The sequence below is a fragment of the Microbulbifer maximicatervae (SeqCode) genome (assembly GCF_052467065.1).
The window spans coordinates 3,609,393-3,633,129 of sequence record NZ_CP174299.1 but is presented as its reverse complement, the minus strand read 5'-3'; the positions used below and the strand labels follow the sequence as shown (position 1 = coordinate 3,633,129).

At 51.4% G+C, this 23,737-nt stretch carries 18 protein-coding genes and 1 tRNA gene; 4 read left to right on the top strand and 15 right to left on the bottom strand.

Annotated elements, in window-relative coordinates:
- Positions 1-132: 132 nt before the first annotated feature.
- Positions 133-1,668, top strand: a complete 1,536-nt coding sequence (gene nhaB, locus ACJJI1_RS16145; protein ID WP_444908425.1) for a sodium/proton antiporter NhaB — start codon at positions 133-135, stop codon at positions 1,666-1,668.
- A 116-nt stretch (positions 1,669-1,784) separates the two neighbouring features.
- Here the strand turns inward: nhaB and dnaQ are convergent, their stop codons facing one another.
- The 3 genes from dnaQ to ACJJI1_RS16130 are packed head-to-tail and all read right to left on the bottom strand — an operon-like array spanning position 1,785 to position 3,793.
- Complete coding sequence (dnaQ, locus tag ACJJI1_RS16140) at positions 1,785-2,510, bottom strand: DNA polymerase III subunit epsilon (protein ID WP_444894319.1); 726 nt, start codon at positions 2,508-2,510, stop codon at positions 1,785-1,787.
- Positions 2,511-2,524: 14 nt separating this feature from the next.
- A complete protein-coding gene (gene rnhA / locus ACJJI1_RS16135; protein WP_413665181.1) occupies positions 2,525-2,962 on the bottom strand; it encodes a ribonuclease HI in 438 nt (145 codons plus the stop codon).
- 42 nt (positions 2,963-3,004) lie between these two features.
- Complete coding sequence (locus tag ACJJI1_RS16130) at positions 3,005-3,793, bottom strand: class I SAM-dependent methyltransferase (RefSeq protein WP_413665180.1); 789 nt, start codon at positions 3,791-3,793, stop codon at positions 3,005-3,007.
- 156 nt (positions 3,794-3,949) lie between these two features.
- On the opposite strand from ACJJI1_RS16130, the gene gloB reads away from it, so the two are divergent.
- The gene (gene gloB, locus ACJJI1_RS16125; RefSeq protein WP_444957277.1) at positions 3,950-4,729 is read left to right on the top strand and encodes a hydroxyacylglutathione hydrolase; all 780 of its coding nucleotides are present in this window, start codon (positions 3,950-3,952) and stop codon (positions 4,727-4,729) included.
- A 196-nt stretch (positions 4,730-4,925) separates the two neighbouring features.
- Complete coding sequence (locus ACJJI1_RS16120) at positions 4,926-6,488, top strand: LysM peptidoglycan-binding domain-containing protein (protein WP_444905765.1); 1,563 nt, start codon at positions 4,926-4,928, stop codon at positions 6,486-6,488.
- A 79-nt stretch (positions 6,489-6,567) separates the two neighbouring features.
- On the opposite strand, the gene ACJJI1_RS16115 is transcribed toward ACJJI1_RS16120, so the two are convergent.
- From ACJJI1_RS16115 to ACJJI1_RS16065, 11 genes are all read right to left on the bottom strand, one after another.
- Complete coding sequence (locus ACJJI1_RS16115) at positions 6,568-8,451, bottom strand: SurA N-terminal domain-containing protein (RefSeq protein ID WP_444912656.1); 1,884 nt, start codon at positions 8,449-8,451, stop codon at positions 6,568-6,570.
- 119 nt (positions 8,452-8,570) lie between these two features.
- Positions 8,571-8,843 (bottom strand): non-specific DNA-binding protein Hbs, encoded by a 273-nt coding sequence (gene hbs, locus ACJJI1_RS16110; protein WP_010132873.1) that lies wholly within the window; start codon positions 8,841-8,843, stop codon positions 8,571-8,573.
- Between the two features lie 256 nt (positions 8,844-9,099).
- Positions 9,100-11,505, bottom strand: a complete 2,406-nt coding sequence (gene lon, locus ACJJI1_RS16105) for an endopeptidase La (RefSeq protein ID WP_444957276.1) — start codon at positions 11,503-11,505, stop codon at positions 9,100-9,102.
- A 267-nt stretch (positions 11,506-11,772) separates the two neighbouring features.
- Positions 11,773-13,059 carry an ATP-dependent Clp protease ATP-binding subunit ClpX gene (gene clpX / locus ACJJI1_RS16100; RefSeq protein ID WP_444957275.1) on the bottom strand — a complete coding sequence of 429 codons (1,287 nt, stop codon included), beginning with the start codon at positions 13,057-13,059 and terminating at the stop codon, positions 11,773-11,775.
- 162 nt (positions 13,060-13,221) lie between these two features.
- A complete protein-coding gene (gene clpP, locus ACJJI1_RS16095) occupies positions 13,222-13,863 on the bottom strand; it encodes an ATP-dependent Clp endopeptidase proteolytic subunit ClpP (RefSeq protein ID WP_282933430.1) in 642 nt (213 codons plus the stop codon).
- Between the two features lie 188 nt (positions 13,864-14,051).
- Positions 14,052-15,365, bottom strand: a complete 1,314-nt coding sequence (gene tig, locus ACJJI1_RS16090) for a trigger factor (RefSeq protein ID WP_444957274.1) — start codon at positions 15,363-15,365, stop codon at positions 14,052-14,054.
- 185 nt (positions 15,366-15,550) lie between these two features.
- Positions 15,551-15,635: transfer RNA gene (locus tag ACJJI1_RS16085), tRNA-Leu, on the bottom strand.
- Positions 15,636-15,817: 182 nt separating this feature from the next.
- Positions 15,818-16,993 (bottom strand): acetyl-CoA C-acyltransferase FadA, encoded by a 1,176-nt coding sequence (gene fadA, locus ACJJI1_RS16080; protein WP_413665174.1) that lies wholly within the window; start codon positions 16,991-16,993, stop codon positions 15,818-15,820.
- An 11-nt stretch (positions 16,994-17,004) separates the two neighbouring features.
- On the bottom strand, positions 17,005-19,161 hold the full coding sequence (gene fadB / locus ACJJI1_RS16075; RefSeq protein WP_444957273.1) for a fatty acid oxidation complex subunit alpha FadB: 2,157 nt from the start codon (positions 19,159-19,161) through the stop codon (positions 17,005-17,007).
- A gap of 299 nt (positions 19,162-19,460) precedes the next feature.
- Positions 19,461-20,045 carry a type II toxin-antitoxin system RelB family anti-toxin gene (locus ACJJI1_RS16070; RefSeq protein WP_444957272.1) on the bottom strand — a complete coding sequence of 195 codons (585 nt, stop codon included), beginning with the start codon at positions 20,043-20,045 and terminating at the stop codon, positions 19,461-19,463.
- A gap of 76 nt (positions 20,046-20,121) precedes the next feature.
- A complete protein-coding gene (locus ACJJI1_RS16065; RefSeq protein WP_444957271.1) occupies positions 20,122-21,978 on the bottom strand; it encodes a beta-ketoacyl synthase in 1,857 nt (618 codons plus the stop codon).
- A gap of 139 nt (positions 21,979-22,117) precedes the next feature.
- Here ACJJI1_RS16065 and ACJJI1_RS16060 point away from each other — a divergent pair, with 139 nt between their 5' ends.
- Positions 22,118-23,104, top strand: coding sequence for a GlxA family transcriptional regulator (locus tag ACJJI1_RS16060; protein WP_413665170.1), 987 nt, complete (start codon positions 22,118-22,120; stop codon positions 23,102-23,104).
- Here ACJJI1_RS16060 and ACJJI1_RS16055 read toward each other — a convergent pair.
- Positions 23,084-23,737 (bottom strand): class I SAM-dependent methyltransferase, encoded by a 654-nt coding sequence (locus ACJJI1_RS16055; protein WP_444957270.1) that lies wholly within the window; start codon positions 23,735-23,737, stop codon positions 23,084-23,086. The genes ACJJI1_RS16060 and ACJJI1_RS16055 overlap by 21 nt on opposite strands.

Here is a 23,737-nt window from a genome sequence, read left to right as displayed (position 1 = left end):
ATCAATCTGTGCACAATAAACCCGGGGAAGCACGCAGCGATAATTGAGCTCAGGTATCTATTTCGCATACACCGCCGATTCCCAAAGATTCCATTTTGACCCACACCAATGGGTTAACCAAGGAAGTAAATGATGAACACTTACAACAACACCATTGCGGCATCCGGCGGCGGATTTGGTCGCGCCTTTGCCGAAAATTTTCTCGGCGAAGCGCCTGATTGGTACAAATTGACCATAGCCGCCTTTTTGCTTCTCAACCCATTAATACTGTATGTATCGGGGCCTTTTGTAACAGGCTGGGTCCTTATTGGTGAATTCATTTTTACCCTGGCGATGGCCCTGAAGTGTTACCCACTTCAACCCGGCGGACTACTCGCAATTGAAGCCGTATTGATGGGTATGACAAGCACCGATGCCGTCTACCACGAGGTAGTTGAGAATATCGAAGTTATTCTGCTGCTAATGTTTATGGTGGCCGGCATTTACTTCATGAAGAGCCTGCTTCTATTTGTATTCACTAAAATTTTGATTAATGTGAATTCAAAATCTCTGCTGTCACTACTTTTCTGTGCTGTATCTGCAGTACTGTCAGCATTCTTAGATGCCTTGACCGTAACTGCTGTTCTGATTGCGGTTGCCGTAGGCTTTTACTCAGTCTATCACCGGGTCGCCTCCCAGCAGCCACACCACCACAACGACCACGACCACTCCAACGATGAGCATGTCGTGGAGTATCACCGCGAAGACTTGGACCAGTTTCGAGCCTACCTTCGCAGCCTGATCATGCATGGCGCCGTAGGCACTGCTCTCGGTGGTGTTTGTACCTTGGTTGGAGAACCGCAAAACCTGCTGATCGCTGAGAAAGCCGGGTGGGAATTTGTACAGTTTTTCCTGCAGATGGCCCCAGTAACCATTCCAACATTCTTTGCCGGCCTAGCTACTTGTTTCTTTTTAGAGAAAATTAAAATGTTTGGCTATGGAGCCCAGCTCCCTAGCGCCGTACGTGAGGTACTGGTTAATTTTTCCAAAGAGGAAGAAAAGAAGCGCACCTCGGCTCAGGTTGCCGAGCTGTGGATTCAGGGCATTGTCGCTGTGGTTCTGGTTTTTGCCCTGGCATTTCATGTTGCCGAAGTCGGTATCATTGGCCTGATGATTATTGTACTTCTGACCTCGTTTAACGGCGTTGTTCAAGAAGCTAGAATCGGCCACGCGTTTGAAGAGGCACTGCCATTTACTGCACTGCTCGTGGTTTTCTTTGCAATTGTTGCAGTGATTCACCAGCAACACCTATTCGAGCCTGTAACCAACTTCGTTCTCGCACAAAAGCCCGAACAGCAGCCAGGATTGCTATTCATGGCAAACGGTATCTTGTCGATGATTAGCGACAATGTTTTTGTGGCAACGGTTTATATTAACGAAGTTAAAGCTGCCCTCACTGCAGGCGACATTACCCGAGAACATTTTGACAAGCTGGCCATTGCCATCAATACCGGGACCAACCTACCCAGCGTTGCCACTCCCAATGGACAAGCTGCATTTTTGTTCCTGCTGACATCAGCCCTGGCACCTCTCATACGCCTATCTTATGGCCGCATGGTGATCATGGCTCTGCCCTACACCATCGTACTGAGTATTGTTGCTTTGATTTGCGTGGTCTACGCGATCTAAAGAGAGCTTGTATTAGAGACTATCTGGATGGGTGGGGATTGATAATTCCCACCCACTCAGAAAAAGAAAAGCACAATAAACATCAAGATTAAAGAGAACACCTCTTCATTGATGTGCTACCAGAAGTGTTTGCCTGCTGATTTCTCCAGCAAACCTAGCATCGATTGATGCGCTTCAGCTTCCTGTGGCGTAGCACGCGCTACTAGCAAGGGCGCGCGATCTGCCGATAGGCGACGAATGGCTTCACCCGCCGCATCATTTTCCGCCTTCTTACCTTCCTCCCCTTCCGAGGAATCACCCTGTGCCAACACCAAATCGGTTTGGCCACCGGTCATCATCAGGTAGACGTCGGCAAGAATCTCCGCATCCAGCAATGCGCCGTGCAAATCCCGCTGGGAGTTATCGACAAAGTAGCGCTTGCAAAGGGCGTCCAGATTGTTTTTCTGCCCGGGGTGCTTTTCCCGGGCCATTGTCAGGGTATCCAAAACCCCACAATGCGCATTGACATTGCGCCAGCGCGGATTACCCAGCAGCCTCAGCTCAGCATCAATAAAACCGACATCGAAGGGCGCGTTGTGAATAACCAGCTCTGCACCTTCACAGAAGGTCATAAATTCATCGGCGATCTGAGCGAATACGGGTTTGTCTGCCAGGAATTCATTAGTGATTCCATGGACCTCAATAGCCCCATCTTCCACTTGTCGCTGAGGATTGATGTACTGGTGATAGTGACGGCCAGTCAACTTCCGGTTAACCAGCTCTACGCAACCAATTTCAATAATACGATGGCCGCTTTTGGGATCGAGACCTGTTGTCTCTGTATCGAGAACCACTTGACGCATATGCAATATTCCCCTCAGGACTCCAGTTCATCGACGCCACGATTTGCCAACTGATCGGCCCGCTCATTGCCCGGGTGGCCGGCATGACCTTTAACCCAGTGCCACTCTACATCATGCTGGGAGACGCTCTCATCCAACTGCCGCCATAGGTCTGCATTTTTGACAGGCTTCTTACTCGCTGTCTTCCAACCGTTCTTTTTCCAGTTGTTAATCCAGCCGGTAATTCCCTGGCGCAGGTACTGTGAGTCAGTATGTAAATCAACTTTGCATGGCTGTTTAAGAGCCTCCAAAGCTTTGATTGCAGCTAACAATTCCATACGATTATTGGTGGTATGCGCCTCCCCACCAAACAACTCTTTCTCCCGCTCACCGTACACCAACAGGGCACCCCAACCGCCGGGACCAGGATTACCGCGACAAGCGCCATCTGTATAGATAGTAATTTGTTTCAAAACTTACGCCAAAATTAGATATGGGGCCGATTTTCAGCGAAATCAGCGCTTTTGATGCTTCCCGCGTGCTGCAACGCGAGGGCTCGACGGGGTGGCAACCAAAGCGGGCTTTCTCTCGGCCCGCCAATTGATTTTAATAGTGCGAACACGTGCCACTTCTTTGCGGGCGACTATGATGTAAAAGCCCCCCCATGGCAAGTGCAAGCGGGAGCCAAGGCGCTCCATCCAAGCCGTCTTGGAAAGCAATTCCTTTTGCTGTAATGGCAAGCGGAAGAAACCGCGATCTACCCTCTCAGCCTGCAAGTCCAACAGGTTCATCCAGTCGGCAATTCGAGCAGCCCGCAGTTGATTTCCGCGCTGATAAGCCCCCCTGGAAAACAGCAGACGGGACAAGCCGAGCAAAGAAAACGGGTTAAACCCGATTAGCAGCATATGACCACCGGGTATCAAAACCCTGGCTGCCTCTCTCAGTACTTGGTGGGGATGACTGGAAAAGTCCAAAAGGTGATGCAGCAATACTACATCGATTGAATCGGCGGGGAGGGGCAGTTGCTCGAACTCCACTATCGCAGCCCCGCCCTGCTCAGAAGTTGCCCCCAATCGAAAACGATGATTGATACGACTGGAGGCGCCAAAATCAACGGATTGGGTCACACTGGCCTGTAGAAAGTGATAACCGAAAAAGCCCTCCACTAAGGGTTGGGCCAACGCCAGCTGTTGCGAGAGAATCTCCTCTCCCAGCGAACTGGAAAACCAATGGGATAGCGCTGGGCAGACCTTGCCAAGAGGGGATTGCTCCTCATCATTACCAGGCCTGCTCTTTCCGGTCATCATATCTCCATTGATCAATCTAACAGCTATTCAATTCTACACTCGGGCGATGTTTCCAGGGCCTTATCTAAGTAAACCAGTCCTCAGGTAACAATTCACACCGTCTCACGCCTTCCATGATATTGTTCTGCTATTCAGCGAAAAGACGATCTGATTATGCTATCCATCACGCCAATCCCCGCCTTTAATGACAACTATATCTGGCACCTGCAAAAAGATGGTCAGCACTGGGTAGTCGACCCTGGTGATGCTCTGCCAGTAGAAAAGGCCCTACAGGGGACCAGGCTCAGCGGCATTCTCATTACTCATCACCACTATGACCATACCGGCGGCATCGAAACGCTTTGTCGCCAGTACCAGTGCCCTGTCTATGGCCCCGAGCACATACCTGGTGTCACTCACCCCATTGCCGGTGGAGATTCCTTACAGGTCCTTGGCATGCCCTTCCAGGTACACGCTGTTCCGGGGCACACTCTAGACCACTTAGCTTTGGTTTTGAATGAAACCACAGCAGCAGGCGGTGAACAATTACACCTTTTTTGTGGTGACACTCTTTTTTCCGCTGGCTGCGGCAGGTTGTTCGAGGGCACTCCAGAGCAGATGTACCATTCCCTGCAAAAGCTCAGTAAATTACCCGCCGCAACTTTTGTCTATCCTGCACACGAGTACACACTCGCCAACCTGAAGTTTGCCCAAACGGTAGAGCCTAACAATCAAGCCATTGAGGCAAGGGTTGCTCAGTGCAAAGCCTTGAGAGTAGAAAACAAGCCAACTTTGCCTTCAACTATCGCCCTTGAGCTAGACACCAACCCATTTCTTCGCTGTCAGTATCCGGAAGTTAGGCAGACAGCTATCAATTCGAGACCGGAGTTAAATGACGGAAGCGATAACGTAGATATTTTTGCGAGCTTGCGCGGCTGGAAGGACAACTTCTAAACGCCCAACTTCACCTAAACTCCTCTCAGGCTGGGTGATAAACTAGCAATTCGCATACTTTTTAACCGTCAATATTGACCGAAACTAATTTGCCTAATTAGAATCGAAAGTAATTGACCAAATGCCTGGCGCTTTACCAATAATTGTTCTGAAATGCGTCAGGATGAATTACAAGAAAGACTCGCGGATATCACACATGGTTCACAAGAATTTTGCCGTAGCATTACTAGCCGCTACGGTAGGGGCCTGCTCGCAATTACCGGAACAGGCCTCTGCGCCCGAAACTGAAAATATCCCTGCAGAGGAAACCTCTGTCGCGAGTGACCGAGCTGTTAAAAAGCACGAACCCTCTGAAGCGGTCCCTCCCCCCGTAGACATCTGGGCAAGACTTCGTCAGGGGTTCGCCCTGGATCACCACACCAGCGACCCCAAGGTTAAGGAATATATTGCTTACTTCGCCCGCAACGAGGGTTATATGGCTCGGGTAACCGAGCGCTCTCGCCGCTATATTTTCCATGTTGCAGAACAACTGGAACAGGCAAATCTCCCGCTTGAATTAGCGCTGCTCCCCATTGTCGAGAGTGCATACGACCCCTTCGCCTACTCCCACGCCCGGGCTTCCGGTATGTGGCAGTTTATCCCGGCCACCGGGCGCTCTTTCGGGCTCGAGCAAAACTGGTGGTATGACGGACGCCGCGATGTCCATGAATCCACCCAGGCTGCGGCAAAGTACTTCAACTACCTGCACGATCGCTTTGATGGGGACTGGGAGCTGGCACTCGCTGCGTACAACGCCGGTGAGGGAACGGTTCGCAGAGCCGTAGAGCGCAATCGTCGCAACGGGCTTGGCACCAGTTATTGGGATCTCAAACTACCGCGGGAAACCAAGCGCTATGTACCCCAGCTGCTGGCTCTGGCGGAGGTTATATCCCGCCCGGACCATTACAAAATCCCACTGCATGATGTCTCCAATGAGCCCTACTACGCCCGTGTCGATGTAGGCAGTCAGATCGATCTGGCCCAAGCTGCAGAACTTGCAGAAATTGAGATTGAAGAGCTGTACCTACTGAACCCAGGCTATAACCGCTGGGCAACCGACCCCAACGGAAACCACCAACTACTGATTCCAATAGAGACCCAGGAAAAGTTTGAGAGCGCCCTGGCACAACTTCCCAAGGAAGAGAGGGTAAGCTGGCAGCGCTACACCATTGCCCGAGGCGACACCCTCTCCACTATCGCTCGCCGCTACCAGACCACCGTCGGAGCGATACGCGAGACAAACAAACTGCGCAGCAATAATATTCGCGCCGGAAAAACACTGTTAATCCCCAGCGCATCGGGCCCCGCAGGACAGTATGCCTACGCACTCGATCAGCGCGTTAAACGCAAGCAGTCTTCCGGCAAGGGCCAGAAAGTTAATTACACTGTACGCCCTGGCGACAGCCTTTGGGGGATTTCACGCAAGCTGGATGTGACCGTAAAGCAACTGGCCAGCTGGAACAGCATGGCACCGGGAGACACCCTGCGCCCTGGACGCACCCTGGTGGCTTACAACGGCTCCCCCGCAGTATCAGAGAACAACCGCACTACCCGCAAGGTTTCTTACCGGGTACGCAGCGGCGACTCTCTATATCGGATAGCCAATAAATTCAGTATCGAAATCGATGATATTCTCCGCTGGAATAAGATAAATAAGTCCAAGTATTTACAACCCGGACAGCGCTTAACCTTATTTGTGGATAGTGCCAGCAACACTTAGAGCGCACACTACCTTACAGGGAGTTAGCCATAAAAAAACCCGGCAATTGCCGGGTTTTTTTATCGCTCAATAACAACCGTCACTCGGCAGAAGAGGCCAGATCGATTTTTGCCTGATCGGACAAGTAGCGCTGGATAGCTGCTAACTCGGCCCCACCATTTACAGAGGCCAATTGCTGCATCAGTGCCTGACGCTGCTCTTTGCTCTGCTTGGACAGTTCGCCCGGGCGCACGCTGCGCAGATCGAGAACTACCAGATCACCATTATTTGTAGCGAAGCTGGTTACTTCATCTTTGCCAGCAGATGGTGCAGGCAATGCAAATGCCTTGGCATTAATCTCACCGCGCTGAGCAAAACCACCGCGACGAGTTTTATCACTGGTCTCCAGGGTTAAACCTTGCGCTTCCGCCAGTTCTGCAAAACTAGTACCAGTAGCGAGCTTCTCTTTAAGCTCTTCCGCTTGCTTAGCCAATTGCTCACTGGCCTTATCACGCTTCAAACGGTCAACAATTTGCTGGCGAACCTCTTCCAGAGGGTAGGTACCCGCGGGCTTAGAGTCGGTGACCCGCAAAACGACAGAATGCTCATTGTTCAGGTTAATCACATCTGAAGTATTGCCATCTTCCTTCACTTCCACAGAGAAAGCAGCCTCGATAACCTGCCCGTTAGAAAGGACGCCAGATGCGCTCTCGCGCGAAAACAGATTGGCAGTCTTCAGGGGAACACCCAACTCTTCAGCGGGCTCAGCCAGGTTGTCCGCGTTGTATGCCAGATCGGCGAGACGGGACAAGGCGTCAACAAACTCGCGCTCGGCAACGGACGCACGCAGTCGCTTTTCGATCGCCACTTTTTGCTCTTCGAAGCTCGGCGGTTCACTCTGCTCTACTTCCAACAACTTGATAAAGTGAGTTCCACTATCGGTGGTCACTGGAGCAGAAACCTGACCCACTTCCAGCGCGGCCAAGGCCTGCTCGAATGCCTCTGGGAATACATCACCTGTGGTGTAACCCAACTCACCGCCTTCCTCCGCAGAGCCTACGTCTTGGGAGTAAGTCTTTGCCAACTCGGCGAAATCTTCGCCGGCATCCAGTTTGCTCTGAATCTCAGCAATTTTTTCTGCGTCAGCTTCTTCAAGCAAAATATGTGCAGCACGACGGCGAAGTTCCGATGCGAAACCTTTCAGCTCTTGCTCGTACTGAGCGCGAACATCGCTTTCAGAAATATCAATGTTACCGGCAAATACTTCAGGAGTTAGCTCAATATACTCAACCGCCACCTGCTCTGGACGCTGGTATTGCCCTTGATTCTCCTGGTAGTACTGTTCTACTTCAGCATCCGAAACCTGAATCTCTGCTAGCAGGCCTTCAACTGGCATCACCACGTAATCAAAATCACGCTCTTCCATAGAGGCGGCAACAATCTGTTCTGCATCCGCCTGGGTAGTAAAAGCACTTTCAACCACACTATTTGCGTACTGCTCCAGCGCCATATCATTTTCCATAATCTGGCGGAAGCCTGCAGGGCTATACCCCATACGACGCAAAGCATCGCGGTACATTTGCGGATCAAAACTGCCGTTCACCTGAAAAGCCGGAATTCCCACGATCGCTCTGTCGACCGCCGCAGAGCTCATCACCATACCGCTGTCCTGAGCAGCTTGGCGCATCACAGCACTGGAAACCAACTGGCGTAAAACTGGCTCACGCAACTGCTCATCGCTGATTAAATCAGCGGGCACATCTTCGCCGTACTGACTAATGATCATATTGCGGCGATTTTGAATTGCGCGTTGCAAATCCAAGTTTGTAATTTTTTCGCCATTAACCTCGGCTACCGCATCGGCAGCACCTCCACTGGCACCGGTGAAGAAATCAATTCCCCCAATGACCATAATAAAACCGAAAAAGGCTGCGACAATAATCGCGGCTGTCCCTTTCAGGTTGTCACGCATGGACTGAAGCATGCTCAGCTCCGAAAATTAATTGTTTTTAACTACTATCAGATACAAAAAAGGCGCATCCCAACTGACACGCCTCTTTGACATTCAGACTCTTTTACAAAGTCTCAAAGCCTGCTGAAAACTTAGTTTACAGCGTCTTTCAGGGCTTTACCGGCCTTGAAGTTAGGAATTTTTGCCGCAGCGATTTCAATGGGATCGCCAGTGCGAGGATTGCGACCAGTACGAGCTGCACGCTCTTTCACAGCAAAGGTACCAAAGCCAACGAGGGCAACTTGATCACCTTTTTTCAGGGCATCAGTGATGCTATCAACCATTGCGTCCAAAGCACGGCCAGCTGCTGCTTTTGGAATATCTGCAGATGCGGCAATTGCTTCAATCAGTTCGGACTTATTCACGCTTAATCCCTCTGTTCTTTTTAAATATGCTTCGGGTGGTCTACAAAAGACACCCATACTTTAAATTTTTTAGCCTTCGGCAATTTACGCGCCGGGCAATAAGCCCCGTTTTATACCAACTGCCCAGAAGCGGGTCAAGGAACCATGCGGGTTTCCGGGCAGATGCACACTTTTCAAGCAGCGTAGATAGCCTGATTGGCGAAGTTTTGGCCTTGCAAGTTGTAAAGGGGCGACAAAAGTCACCCCATTACAAGAGTCAGTGAGTTTGGATTCCTCGCTGCGAGCGCTCCTCTGCCTTTTTCTGTAAGGCGGAATACTCTTCATCAGACAGGGATTCAGGCTTGTGTTCGAGCGCCAGCTCAAGTACCTGATCGATCCACTTAACGGGCCTAACTACCAAGTCCTGAAGAATATTATCGGGAATATCCTTCAGATCTCGCTCGTTATCAGCAGGAATCAGTACAGTTTTTATACCGCCCCGATGCGCTGCCAATAACTTTTCTTTAAGACCACCAATTCTTAAAACTTCTCCACGCAGAGTAATTTCTCCAGTCATCGCCACATCTGAGCGAACGGGAATATCCGTTAACACAGACACCAAAGCGGTGCACATGGCAATACCCGCCGAAGGGCCATCTTTGGGGGTGGCACCTTCAGGCACGTGGATATGAATATCCCGGGTCTCGTGGAAGTCCGGACCTATTCCCAGTGCCTGGGAGCGAGAACGCACAACCGTCAAGGCCGCCTGAATAGACTCCTGCATAACATCGCCGAGGGAGCCGGTTTTGATCATGCGCCCTTTACCCGGCACAGCTGAAGCTTCAATGTTAAGAAGCTCACCACCCACCTCGGTCCAGGCGAGACCGGTAACAATTCCGATTTTGTCCTCTTCCTCCGCACGGCCAAAATCAAACTTGCGAACACCGAGAAGCTCTTCAAGTTGCTCTGGCTGTATTACAGCCTTCTTCTCTGAAGGATTGCGAACGTGCTCCGTTACTACCTTGCGGCAGATCTTGGCAATCTCCCGGTCCAGGCCACGCACACCCGCTTCACGGGTGTAGTAGCGGACAATATCCCGGATACTGTCATCGGAGAGATCCAGCTCATCATCTTTAAGGCCGTTGGCTTTGCGCTGCTTCGGCACAAGATAGCGCTGTGCAATATTCAGTTTTTCGTCCTCGGTATAACCGGGGATTCGAATAACTTCCATACGATCCAGCAACGGGCCTGGAATATTCATTGAATTAGAGGTGCAGACAAACATCACATCGGAAAGGTCGTAATCCACTTCCAAATAGTGATCATTGAAGGTTTTATTCTGCTCTGGATCCAAAACCTCAAGAAGCGCTGAGGCGGGATCGCCGCGCTGATCCATCCCCATTTTGTCAACCTCATCGAGCAGGAACAGGGGATTTTTCACTCCAACTTTCGAAATTTTCTGAATCAGCTTGCCCGGCAGTGAGCCAATATAAGTGCGTCGATGCCCGCGAATCTCGGCTTCATCGCGAACGCCGCCCAGGGCCATACGCACATACTGACGATTTGTTGCTCGGGCAATAGATTGACCGAGGGAGGTTTTACCCACCCCGGGAGGACCAACCAAACATAAGATCGGCCCTTTCACTTTCTTCACTCGCTTTTGTACCGCGAGGTATTCCAGAATCCGCTCTTTAACCTCTTCCAAGCCGTAGTGTTCTTTCTCGAGAATTTCCTCGGCTTTAACCAAATCGTGTCTCACCCGGCTGGCTTTTTTCCAGGGCAGGCTCAACATCCAGTCGATATAACTGCGTAAAACCGAAGCTTCCGCAGACATAGGCGACATCATTTTCAATTTAGCCAGCTCAGCGCGGGTTTTCTTCTCTGCCTCCGCACTCATGCCGGATTCGGCAATTTTGTTTTCCAGCTCTTCAATTTCATTGGGCTCTTCGGTGATCTCGCCCAACTCTTTTTGAATCGCCTTCATCTGCTCATTGAGATAGTACTCGCGTTGGCTTTTCTCCATCTGCTTTTTCACACGCCCACGAATGCGTTTTTCCACCTGAATCAGGTCGATTTCAGCATCCATAAGGCCCAGCAAATGCTCCAAACGCTCTTTAACACTGAGAGTCTCCAGAAGCTCTTGCTTCTGAGCCAACTCAAGGGACATATGTGCAGAAATGGTATCTGCCAAGCGGCCAGGTTCATCAATTCCCGACAGAGAGGTAATAACCTCATTGGGGACTTTCTTACTTACAGAAACGTACTGTTCAAACTGAGACATCACAGAGCGCACAAGGGCATCTGCTTCGCCTTCCGGCAACTCCTGCGTCTCCATCGCCGAAACGGTCGCCTCGAAATGGTTCTCCCTCTCCATCACTTCGTGGATATTTACGCGCTCTCCCCCTTCTACTAGCACCTTCACAGTGCCATCGGGGAGTTTGAGTAACTGCAAGACACTGGCAATAGTGCCCACGCGATAGATATCGTCTGCACCTGGGTCATCCTCAGATGCCTTTCGCTGCGCCACAAGCAATACCTGCTTATCCCTGCGCATGGCCTCTTCCAGGGCCTCTATGGACTTTTCCCTGCCGACAAAAAGCGGGATCACCATATGGGGGTAAACAACAACATCGCGCAATGGCAACAACGGATATTCAAGTGTGGTGTCGGATGACTGATCCATAGAACTCCTCTCGGCCCTATCACTGGGTATTTGGCGCGGCATCATGCTGCTGTTGGAATTGACAGCTTAACCTGGGCCACCGCCCTTCAGATGCTAGTAATGGGGGGGAAGGGCCCGAAATACAAGTCTAATCTCGCGACCAATTTGTGCCGAGCTAAGAGTGCTATTCGAGCCAGGAATACCCAGACAGGTAGTTAGATACCCGGGTAATCAGAAAAAACTATAAAAAAAGCCCCAATATTGGGGCTTTTTGAGGTGGGATTTGAGCTACTCTTCCGGCGCCGCCTTCTGCGGCTGGGACTCACTCTCATAAACCAGCAACGGGGCTGATTCGCCTTTAATGACCGCCTCGTCAATCACAACTTTCACCACATTATCTGTGGATGGGATGTCATACATGGTCTCCAACAATACGGACTCCATGATAGAGCGCAGGCCACGGGCGCCTGTTTTCCGCTCCATTGCCTTGGTGGCAACTGCATCCAACGCATCGGGGCGGAAATCCAGTTCTACATCTTCCATATCAAACAGTTTTGCGTACTGTTTAGTCAAGGCATTGCGTGGCTCGGTGAGAATCTGTACCAGAGCCTCACGGTCCAACTCTTCCAAAGTTGCGGTCACCGGTAGGCGTCCAACAAACTCCGGGATCAGCCCGTAACGAACCAGGTCTTCAGGCTCCAGGTCGCGCAGGATCTCACCAAAATTACTGGTGCCATCCTTTGATTTAACCTCGGCACTGAAACCAATTCCACCCTTCTCCGAGCGATCGCGGATAACCTTATCCAGCCCCGCAAAAGCGCCGCCACAAATAAACAGGATATTGGAGGTGTCGACCTGCAAGAATTCCTGCTGCGGATGCTTGCGTCCACCCTGCGGCGGCACAGACGCCACAGTGCCTTCAATCAACTTCAGTAGCGCTTGCTGCACACCTTCACCGGACACATCACGGGTAATTGAAGGGTTGTCTGACTTGCGCGAAATTTTGTCGATCTCATCGATATAGACGATACCCTGCTGGGCTTTTTCTACATCGTAATCACACTTCTGCAAAAGCTTCTGGATGATATTCTCAACATCCTCACCCACATAACCAGCTTCGGTCAGGGTGGTTGCATCGGCAATAGTGAAAGGAACATTGAGCAGGCGAGCCAGGGTCTCGGCAAGAAGGGTTTTACCACTACCGGTTGGGCCTACCAGCAAAATATTAGACTTACTGAGCTCTACTTCATCCTTACTTTTAACACCAGACTTGGTGCGCAGACGCTTGTAGTGATTGTATACGGCAACAGCCAGCACACGCTTGGCTCTCTCCTGCCCAATCACATACTGATCGAGGATTTCAGTAATCTCACGGGGTGTCGGCAGGCGCCCTTCAGGCCCCTCCGCAGTCTCTTGTACTTCTTCACGAATAATGTCGGTACACAGCTCGACACATTCATCGCAGATAAAGACTGACGGCCCAGCGATTAACTTCCGCACTTCCTGTTGGCTCTTGCCACAGAAAGAGCAGTACAGCAATTTTCCGCTGTCTTCTCCGCTGCTTTTGTCGGTCATCAAAATACTCCGTCGTCACTGGCCGGCCAGGGCCCTAAATTCAGCTTACCCAGCAAGATGCTGCCTTTTGGCGTGATTTTCAAGTCCCAACGAAAGCCAGCCTGTCAAAAAAACTAACTTTCGCTGAAATCCGCCTCCGGCAAACTTTTAATGTAGAAAAATCTACTTATCGAATGCCTGTCGGCGAGACAATACATCATCGACCAAGCCATATTCCTTGGCTTCATCGGCGCTCATAAAGTTGTCGCGCTCTGTATCCCTCTCAATATCACTGACTGGACGTCCAGAGTGATGCGCCATGAGCTCATTCAAACGATGACGAATCTTGAGAATTTCCTGGGCGTGAATGTGGATATCGCTCGCCTGCCCCTGGGCCCCACCGCTGGGCTGGTGAATCATCACACGGGAGTTTGGTGTTACGAAGCGTTTGCCTTCAGCACCGGCAGTCAACAAGAAGGCGCCCATACTACAGGCCTGCCCAATGCACATAGTGCTGACGTCAGGCTTAATGAACTGCATGGTGTCATAGATAGACATGCCGGCAGTTACCGAACCGCCCGGTGAATTAATGTAGAGGTGAATATCCTTATCCGGATTTTCTGCCTCGAGGAAAAGCAGCTGCGCAACAACCAGGTTGGCCATGTGGTCTTCTACAGGCCCGACCAGGAAGATCACACGCTCTTTTAACAGGCGAGAATAAATATCAAATGAGCGCTCCCCTCTGGCGGTTTGTTCTACCACCATGGGAACTAAACCTGATGCTGAGGGCTCTATCGAAGCTTTTGGAAAATCAATTCGTGCCATAGGTACCATTGCTTCCTTTTGTGGCTTATTCGGCAGGCCAGCGAGTAGGCATCGTATGCCCATGCTGAAAAATTTGGTTTTCAGAGCTTAACCGGTCAGGCGAGAGAAAGCCAGCCGGTAAAAAGGAAGGAGATGTAGGGGCGTCACGCTTGAGCGGACGCCACCTTACACCTGAATGAAGTGAGAGATTAGCTTTGTTTTTGCGGCTTAATCACTTCGTCGTAGCTGCTGTCAACTTCAGATACTTTAGCTGAAGCCAGTACGTGATCAACAACCTGGTCTTCCAGTACAACAGACTCAACACCAGACAGCAGCTCACGGTTGCTGTAGTAGTAGTCAACCACTTCTTGCGGCTGCTGGTAGGTAGAAGCCAGCTCTTCAACTTTCGCCTTTACGCGATCGGCATCAACAGAAAGTTCATTCTGCTTAACAATCTCACCGACTACCAGACCGAGAACTACACGGCGCTTTGCCTGCTCTTCGAACATAGTGTCAGGTAACATACGCTCGGCATCTTCAGCCTTGATCTGACCACCAAACTGCTGAACCATTTGACCACGCAGGGTAGTTACTTCACTGGCAACCAGCGCGGACGGCAGCTCAACTGGATGCTTCTCGAACAGCTGATCCATGATCTGGGTCTTAACTTTGTTCAGAGCGGCATTTTTCAGCTCACGCTGCATGTTGTTGCGAACTTCCTCACGGAATTTCTCTTCGCCACCTTCCTGAACACCGTAAGCTTTGAAGAACTCTTCGTTCAGCTCGGGAAGTTCAGGCTTCTCGGAAGAGGTCACCTTGATATTAAAGGTTACAGCAGCACCGCGAAGCTCTTCTGCCTGGTAATCTTCCGGGAAGGTCAGATCAATGTCTTTCTCTTCACCGGGCTTCATGCCCAGAATGCCTTCTTCGAAGCCAGGGATCATCTGGCCGGAACCCAGTACCAACTGGTGACCTTCGGCCTTGCCACCTTCAAACTCTTCGCCGTCTTTACGACCAACAAAGTTGATAACAACACGATCGCCCTTTTGAGCTTTGCGCTTGGTATCTTTCCAGGAAGACTGTTGCTTACGCAGAACATCGATCATGTTCTTCACGTCAGCATCAGTAACTACTGCAACAGGACGCTCTACAGCGATCTCAGCCAGATCAGCGAGTTCAACTTCAGGGTAAACCTCAAAAGTAGCAACGTACTCCAGGTTTTCGCCAGCAGCAGTCTGCTTAGCTTCGATGCTAGGCTGGCCGGCAGGTTTAACCTCTTCCTTCTGTACCGCTTCGTAGAAAGAACGGCTCATTACCTCACCCAGAACTTCCTGACGAACGCCGGCGCCAAAGCGCTGACGAACAACCTTCATCGGCACCTTGCCTTTGCGGAAGCCATTGATGCGAACAGTCTTAGCAGCCTGCTGGAGACGCTTATCCACTTCTTTGTCGACAATTTCTGCCGGCAAGTTGACCGTTAAGCGACGCTCCAGACCGGAAGTAGTTTCGATGGAAACCTGCATGTTTATCCTCGTGAGACTATCTCTGTAATCGCGCCGCAGCGCCAACGAATACCGGGTCACCGAGACTTAGTCAGTAACCTCGTAGGCCCAGCACCAAAACAATACTTTTGTGCTGCCGCCAAATACACAAGAAGCCCGCACCTACCCCTCCAGGGCAAGTCACACGGACTTCAAGGCTTTTAATTTGGTGGGGACGGGGAGACTCGAACTCCCACACCTTTCGGCACCAGAACCTAAATCTGGCGTGTCTACCAATTTCACCACGTCCCCAAATCGAACCTGCCGCTAACTCTTTGATATTTAAGCGCTTTCGCTACTTTTTTAGAGCCCATCGCGACAAGGGGTGCAGATTGTGCCACAGCATTTTGGGGTCTTCAACACTTTACTGAACACTTTTCTCATAAAATAAAAAAAGGCGCCTCAAAGGCGCCTTTTTTCGGGGTCTAATTTCCTTAGACTCGCTCTACAACAGTGGTAATACCCTGCCCCAGACCGATACACATGGTAGACACACCCAGGTTGCCGCCCTCATTCTGCATAACGCTCAGCAGGGTGCCAGTAATGCGCACGCCAGAGCAGCCGAAGGGGTGACCCAGGGCAATAGCGCCACCGTACAGGTTGACCTTCTCATCCATCTGCTCGAGCAGATCCAGGTCTTTCAGCACCGGCAGCGCCTGCGCTGCAAATGCCTCATTCAGCTCAAACTTGTCGATATCGCCAACAGTTAGACCCGCTCTCTTGAGCGCCTTCTTGGTAGAGGGCACCGGGCCATAACCCATAATGGACGGATCAACACCAGCCAGCGCCATTTCTTTCACGCGAGCAATAGGAGTCATACCCAAAGCCTGAGCGCGCTCAGCGGACATTACCAGCATCACAGAGGCACCGTCGGTGATCTGAGAGGAGGTGCCAGCTGTTACCTGACCGTGCTTCGGATCGAATGCTGGCTTCAGCTGAGCCAGACCTTCCACGGTGGTGTCCGGACGGATGGTTTGGTCCGTCTCAACCAGGAAAGGTACGCCGTCATCGTCATGACCTTCAATAGCGATAATTTCGCGATTGAATTTGCCAGCCTTGGTAGCTTCAGCCGCGCGATGGTGAGAGCGTGCACCGAACTCATCCATCTGCTGACGCTGGATACCGTGCATCATCGCCAGGTATTCAGCAGTCATACCCATGGAGCCGGCAGCTTTAGCCATATAGCGACCCAGCATTGGGTTGGGGCTAACATGCTCCATCATGTTCAGGTGGCCCATGTGCTCAACACCACCCACAACGTACACATCGCCAACGCCAGCCTGGATGTTGGCAGCTGCAGTATGCAGGGAGGACATAGAGGAGCCGCACAGGCGGTTGACGGTTTGCGCCGGGATAGTGTGTGGCAGACCAGCGCGCAGCAGGATAAAGCGAGCTACGTTAAAGCCCTGCTCATCGCGCTGCATAACACAGCCCCAGATCAGGTCATCGATCTCGGCGGGATCGAGCTTGTCATTGCGCTGCATGAACTTTTTCAGCAGCTCAGCGGACATATCATCGGCGCGAACATGGCGATATACGCCATTCTTCGAGCGACCCATGGCCGTACGCGCGTAGTCGACGATTACGGCATCTCTAGGATTTAAACTCATCGCTATTCTCCTTACTTGTCGCCGTAGTAGGTTTTGCCACTTGCGGCCATTTCACGCATGCGATCGGTCGGCTTGTACAGCTCACCCAGATCGGCGTACTTATCGGCAATCTTCACGAATTCATCCAGACCAATGCTGTCCAGCCACGCGAAGATTCCACCGCGGAACGGAGGGAAGCCAATGCCGTAGATCAGCGCCATATCAGCTTCAGCTGGGGAATCCACGATACCCTCTTCCAGGCAGCGAGCCAGTTCGGTTGCCATAGGCACCATCATGCGCTCGATAATTTCGTCTTTTTCAAACTCGCGACGTTCAGCAACGTGCGGCTTAAGCAGCTCGTAGGACTCTTCAGTAGCCACTTTCTTCGGGCGACCTTTTTTGTCCTGCTCGTAGTTGTAGAAGCCTTTGTTGTTCTTCTGGCCGTAACGACCCGCTTCATACATAACGTCGGAAGCAGCGGTAAAGGTTTTACCCATGCGATCGGGGAAGCCTTCAGCCATTACGCTTTCTGCGTGAACACCGGTATCGATACCGACAACGTCCATCAGGTAAGCGGGGCCCATCGGCCAACCCCAACGCTCCATCACCTTGTCAACGGCCTGGAAGTCAGCGCCATCGCGCACCAGCATGGAGAAACCGGCAAAGTAAGGGAAGAGAACGCGGTTAACCAGGAATCCAGGGCAGTCGCGTACAACAATAGCCTTCTTGCCCATCTTGTTTGCGTAGGCAACAACGCGAGCTACAGCTGTGTCGGAAGTTTTCTCTCCGCGAATCACCTCAACCAGCGGCATTTTGTGCACTGGGTTGAAGAAGTGCATACCGAGGAAGTTCTCCGGACGAGAGAGCGGCTCAGCCAGCTGGTTAATAGAAATAGTGGAGGTGTTAGAAGCGATTACAGTGTCTTCGCTTACTTTGGTTTCCACTTCTTTCAATACTGCATGCTTCACCTTGGGATTTTCAACCACCGCTTCCACAACAACATCGATATCGTTGAAGCCGTCGTAGCTCAAGGTAGGCTCGATACGGTTGAGCACTTCACCCATTTTAACGGGGGTCAGGCGCTTGCGATCAACCAACTTGGACAGCAGCTTGTTCGCCTCATTCAGACCAAGATCGATACCCTTCTGGTCGATATCCTTCATCTTGATCGGAGTGCCTTTGTAGGCAGACTGGTAAGCGATACCGCCACCCATAATGCCAGCACCCAATACTGCCGCACGCTCAATCGGCTTATCGGCTTTCTTCTCCCAACCTTTGGCAACTTTACCAATTGCCTGGTCAGCCAGGAACAGCCCTACCAGAGACTTCGCAGTGCCGGTCTGCGCGCAGAAAATGAACTTCTCCTGTTCGATTTTCAGCGCTTCATCACGGGTCAACTTGTAACCCTGCTCGATTGACTCAACCGCAGCTACGGGAGAGGGGTAGTTTTTACCCGCCTGCTGACCCACAAATGCCTTGGTGGTAAAGAAGGCCATTAGCGCTTCAGTATCATTCAAGGGGATTGGAGATTTCTTCAGCTCGCGAATGGCTTTGTAGTCCAGCTCGCCATTAATAGCGCGCTCAAGCAGCTTGACCGCTGCATCTTTGAGCTTGGCAGTGGGGATCACCGCATCGACAGCGTGAGCTTCCAGAGCGGCGGCAGGCTTCTGCTCTTTACCCGCTGCAATCCACTCAGCAGCAACATCAACACCCACTACACGCGGCAGGCGAACAGTGCCACCCCAGCCCGGAATCAGACCCAGCTTAACTTCCGGAAGGCCAACTTTGGCCTCTTCGCCCATCAGGCGGAAGTCACAGCCAAGACACACCTCAAAACCACCGCCAAGCGCGTAACCATTAATTGCTACCGCAGTCGGTACCGGAAGGTCTTCCAGGCGGTTGATATTTTCGTTGTTCTGATTCATCAGATCAGCAACGCCCTCTGCACCTGCAGAGAAGGCACCACCAAACTCAGTGATATCAGCACCAACAATGAAGACGCCTTTACTGCTGGTCAGCAGTACACCTTTTACACCATCCGCTGCTTCGATAGCATCCAGCGCTTGGGAGAATTCAGAAACCGTCTGACGGTTAAATTTATTGACGGATTCGCCTTGCAGGTCGAATTTGAGCTCGGCGATGCCGTTGTCCAGCATCTGTACCGTGAGCGCTTTGCCACTAAATAACATTGATTGACCTCTTTTATTCTGGGCCGCGATCCTGGGCCCGGGGTCGGAATTTTTGTGCAACCAAGGGCCGCCCCGCACAGCGCGGTGACACTTAGGCCCAATTTGGTCAGCCGTAGTATAGCCAGATTCAAACGATTGTTTGAATACTATTTCTTACAAATGGAGTGGCACCAGGAGTGCCAAAGTACAGAAATTCGCCAGTTTGCGAACAGAGAGAATTTAAAGCTGGGCTAGTCTATCTCGGATCGTGCTGCCTTATCAGCCACTTGGCACGAACTCCCTCTTTTCTAAACCACCTTTCAGGAATTGGACTCTTGAAGGCCGGGATGCCCATAAGCCGGCATCATTGCGCTGACAACTACACAGTCACAGCGACCTGTATTTCGAAAGCGGTGCGGACGCTGAGCATCAAAATAATACCCATCACCGGTACTCAGCAGGGCAAAATCGGAGCCAACCGTAACCTCCAGGTCACCACTGACAACCACTCCACCAATCTCCCCCTCAGCAGACTCGAGAGAAAAGCCGGTGTCATCCCCAGCGGGAAATACTTTCCACAATAGCGACATGCCGCAGTTTGCCTTTGCCCCTCCAAACAAACGGCAGGACACAGAGCCATGACCGATCTCAGGCACTTCATTTCCGCGAAAAAAAATTTGCTTTGCGCCCGATATTTCCAAGGAAAAAAAATCGGTTAGCGACATAGGAATGGCGCCCAATATTTTTTTTAAGGAGCTTACGGAAGGGCTAACCTTTCCCAATTCAATAAAAGAAATTGTTGCGTTGGTTACCCCAGCCCGTCTCGCCAACTCCCTCTGTGAGATACCGTAAATGTGGCGCACCATTTTCAAGCGGGCGCCAACATCCTCTTCAGGATCATCCATGCTCCCCATTAGCTCCTTTTGTGCAATCTTCCCTCAGGTAAAAATCACCGAAATTGAGGCATTATGTAAAAGCCAATCACACCATATCTTCAAAGGGATTTCCATTTGGCAGCTTCACCGGCGGCATCCCGGGCAAACATATTTCTTCTTCTGAGATAGCGATCTCACTTTCATTGATCATGCCCTCACCAAATCGATAAATAACATCAAGCTCACCACGAGAAGCCTTGGTGTTGTACTTTTCGCTCTGCTCTACAACCTTCTCGTTCAACGCTTGAGACGTCACAATGGCCGATTTGCCATGACGCTTTTCCATCATTGATTTTGTGATCTGCGGGGACAAAATTGTTGCCGTCGCATTATTTCCACCAAAACCTTTCGAGTTTAAGAACGCTAAATCAAGCGCACCCCTGCCCCTATCGGTATGTTCAAGGGAAATATCCAAATGCTTACAATGAACATCATCGGCGATGTGATCAACGGTGGTCACTCCCGGGAGAATGCCGCGATCAAATACACCTAACGCTGTAACTAACTGATCTCCACTGGCTGAAGCGACGGTATGCCCCAAAAAGGCCTTGACCGCACAAATCGGCCACTCGGCAATGCCAAATGCGCCGGCCAAACGATCAAAAATGGCGGACTCAGTAACCCGATTTTGCGGCGTACTTGAGCCATGGGCCTGCACAAAGCTGCGACGCCGCAAACTATCCTCACCCACAATTGCCCGCGCCTCCGCCATTGCTCTGGCCATCGTCAGGTAATTCCCGGGACCCGGCGCAGAAATCGATTTTTTTGTACCGTCGGCATTGGTAAACACACCGGCAACCGAACCATATACGGAAGCACCCAACTCAAGCGCCAGAGCATCATCCATTAAGATGACCCACTGGGTACCCTCACCCAAGGTAAAACCACAGTTCTCACCGAACGGGCGACTAGTGCGTCGATAATCAATTTCACCAGGGAAAAGCTTGCGTAAATTCTCGGTAGTGGCAAGAGCACCCATCGTTGAATAGCCATCGACAACTTCAGGCACAAGGGGCGCCTCAGCCGCACCAATTACAGCGACCCGCGCCCTACCCGAGCGAATATCTTCAACGCCAGCGCGAAGGTTGTACAGGAAGGTTGCGCAAGCACCGGCAACAGCGCCAGTAGAACCGACATTTCCGAGCACATAAGCGTTAACAAAATCCGCTGGCATACTATTTAGGCCAAGCGCTAACTGTTTAGAGCTTACGCGACCACCTCGCAGGCGGGACTGCAATAGACCACCGTTGCCAAATGGGTCCAGTTGACTCATTGCCGAGGCGGCATAGAGTGAAATATTTCCCGGCCCAGCCGCAGATACAACGGTATCCCAATCAACCCCCAAAGACTGCACAGCATCTGATGCGCCCAAGAGGGCCAACTGCAGTCCCCTCGGGTGAAATCGAGAGTTATATTTAGTGCCCGGTTCAAATCCGGTTGGGAGCTGGCCGGCAGCAGCCACACTTATCTCGCGGTGGCTATCCAACAAAACTGACAGCTCAGCTGTGGTGACCCGAACCCTGCCGCCCTGGATATGCTCCAAGTGCCAATGAGCGGGCACAGGCTGCGGAAGCTGCCGGGTGGAAATTTCGAATGTCAGGCCCTGGGGGTTTGCGAGCTGGGCAGACTGATGGAAATGGCACTTGCGGTAGTCGTAATAGCGACTCTCTAGTTCGCGCACCAAAGTACCATCCAACACCTGCTGCTCAAGGGCAGGGTCCAAAATGCCTTCAGCGTTGTCTCCGGTACGCAAGCCCATCAGGGCGGCCAGGTCGGAAAGAGTGCTATCCCTCTCTTCCTTACCCAGTTTATCTAGCACGAGGCGAGAGTACCCCCTATGGAAAGAACTACGTCCAGCAGGGTTGAATCCACCGAATGCGGTGATTACGGGAAGGCGCTGCATCCTGACCTCCAGCCAAGCACTTAACACTATAAAAATAAGAGATGCGAGTGTAGGGGGTGGCGATTCTGTCCAGTTATGGGCATACTGGCCAGCAAAATTGAGTGTTTTGGCCAATAGCGCAAGTGCGCATAGATGTGTAATGCGAACAGTAACTTTTCTACTTATCGACCAGATGCTGGCAACCGGTACCGTTCTCCCACTTGAGATGCTCCGCGGTGCGGAGAGTCGCGCCAGGGTTGAGGGCATCAAGGGCAGCCTAAAACTGGTGACCGCCAGTTTGGATGGGGCACCAGTAAATACCCGCTGCGGGTTTACCCTTCAACCGGACGTCGCTCTTAGCGACGCACCAGATAGCGACCTAATCTACATCCCGACCATGTGGCGCAACCCCCGCCCCGCCCTTAAGCGAGGCGGAAAAATATTGGAATGGCTGCGCCAACAGGAAAAACAAGGAGCTGCAATTAGTGCTGTGGGTACCGGAGTTTGCTTTTTGGCCGAAGCGGGCCTCCTTAACGGAAAACCTGCAACCACCCACTGGCATTATTTTGATCAATTTAGCTCAGACTATCCAGAGGTAAAATTAAAACGTCAGTATTTTATTACCCAGGCAGACAAACTTTTCTGCGCGGCCAGCGTCAATGCCCTCGCTGACGTAACGGTTCATATGATCCGCCAACTGTATGGACCGGCCATTGCCAGTCATGTAGAGCGCAATTTCTCTCACGAAATTCGCCGCCCATTTGAAGAGATAGCCTACTCAGAAGGATCTGTTCACTTACACCCAGACGAAGATATCGTTCAAGCCCAGGCCTGGCTCAAGGAACATTGCAATACCGAGGTACGCCTTAGCGAAGTGGCACAACTTTTCGATATGAGTGTGCGATCGTTCAATCGCCGGTTCAAACTTGCTACAGGACAGACACCATTGCAGTATTTGCAAAATGTCAGGGTTGACATGGCGCGCGAGCTTTTACAATCAAGCAATTTATCGGTCAATGAAATTGCTGAAAAAGTTGGTTACCAGGATATGGGGCATTTCACAGCGCTATTTAAAAAATTCCTGGCAACAACTCCAAGTGAATACCGCACCACGGTGCGAGCCAAGCTATTCAGGGTCAATACTTAATTTTCTTAGAAAAATAACATCGCTGTGAACAAACTGGAGCTCGGCACCGAGTGACCGAGCCAACCATTCAAATGTCCTCACGCTAAAGAAGCAAATATGTGTAGGGTCTCTGATATAGTGCCACGTGGCGAAGCGCTCTGCAGAAATAACCAGTTTCGTCATCAGGGCCATAACCCCCCCTGTGCGAAGCCTTTGCCAAAGGTTTTCAAGCTCTTCTCCTGGCTTCACAAGATGCTCGATCACTTCTGTAGCAACAATAAAATCGTAGCTCCTATGCAGCGCCTTCCTGGCCGGCATGTAAAAGTGATCATACAGGTCCACCCGGTGTCCACTCTCCGCCAAAATTCTGGCCAATAAAGGCGCCGAGCCACAACCAAAGTCCAGGCCATGGCAGGCCCCACTCAACTCTTTCAGTAACGGCTGCGCGCAACGACTGAGAAATTGATGATAACCGTCATCCTCCATCGAATTCTCATGGAGGTCGTAATAAGCTCTCTCTTTTTCAGGTGTCAGATGGTATTGCGGCGGCACAAAAACGAGCGCGCAGTTATCACACTGATGATAACTGCGGAATTTATCCTGATGGTAAAGCTGTACCGCGCTTTGGCGGCACAGCGGGCAATGAAGTGACAA

Excerpts from the sequence above, each read along its gene's own strand:
- gloB (WP_444957277.1), top strand. The coding sequence starts at position 3,950 with ATGCTATCCATCACGCCAATCCCCGCCTTTAATGACAACTATATCTGG.
- lon (WP_444957276.1), bottom strand. The coding sequence starts at position 11,505 with ATGGATCAGTCATCCGACACCACACTTGAATATCCGTTGTTGCCATTG.
- fadB (WP_444957273.1), bottom strand. The coding sequence starts at position 19,161 with ATGTTATTTAGTGGCAAAGCGCTCACGGTACAGATGCTGGACAACGGC.
- ACJJI1_RS16065 (WP_444957271.1), bottom strand. The coding sequence starts at position 21,978 with ATGCAGCGCCTTCCCGTAATCACCGCATTCGGTGGATTCAACCCTGCT.
- fadA (WP_413665174.1), bottom strand. The coding sequence starts at position 16,993 with ATGAGTTTAAATCCTAGAGATGCCGTAATCGTCGACTACGCGCGTACG.
- ACJJI1_RS16070 (WP_444957272.1), bottom strand. The coding sequence starts at position 20,045 with ATGGATGATCCTGAAGAGGATGTTGGCGCCCGCTTGAAAATGGTGCGC.
- ACJJI1_RS16115 (WP_444912656.1), bottom strand. The coding sequence starts at position 8,451 with ATGCTTCAGTCCATGCGTGACAACCTGAAAGGGACAGCCGCGATTATT.
- dnaQ (WP_444894319.1), bottom strand. The coding sequence starts at position 2,510 with ATGCGTCAAGTGGTTCTCGATACAGAGACAACAGGTCTCGATCCCAAA.
- clpX (WP_444957275.1), bottom strand. The coding sequence starts at position 13,059 with ATGACCGACAAAAGCAGCGGAGAAGACAGCGGAAAATTGCTGTACTGC.
- ACJJI1_RS16130 (WP_413665180.1), bottom strand. The coding sequence starts at position 3,793 with ATGACCGGAAAGAGCAGGCCTGGTAATGATGAGGAGCAATCCCCTCTT.
- clpP (WP_282933430.1), bottom strand. The coding sequence starts at position 13,863 with ATGGCACGAATTGATTTTCCAAAAGCTTCGATAGAGCCCTCAGCATCA.
- nhaB (WP_444908425.1), top strand. The coding sequence starts at position 133 with ATGAACACTTACAACAACACCATTGCGGCATCCGGCGGCGGATTTGGT.
- ACJJI1_RS16060 (WP_413665170.1), top strand. The coding sequence starts at position 22,118 with ATGCGAACAGTAACTTTTCTACTTATCGACCAGATGCTGGCAACCGGT.
- tig (WP_444957274.1), bottom strand. The coding sequence starts at position 15,365 with ATGCAGGTTTCCATCGAAACTACTTCCGGTCTGGAGCGTCGCTTAACG.
- ACJJI1_RS16120 (WP_444905765.1), top strand. The coding sequence starts at position 4,926 with ATGGTTCACAAGAATTTTGCCGTAGCATTACTAGCCGCTACGGTAGGG.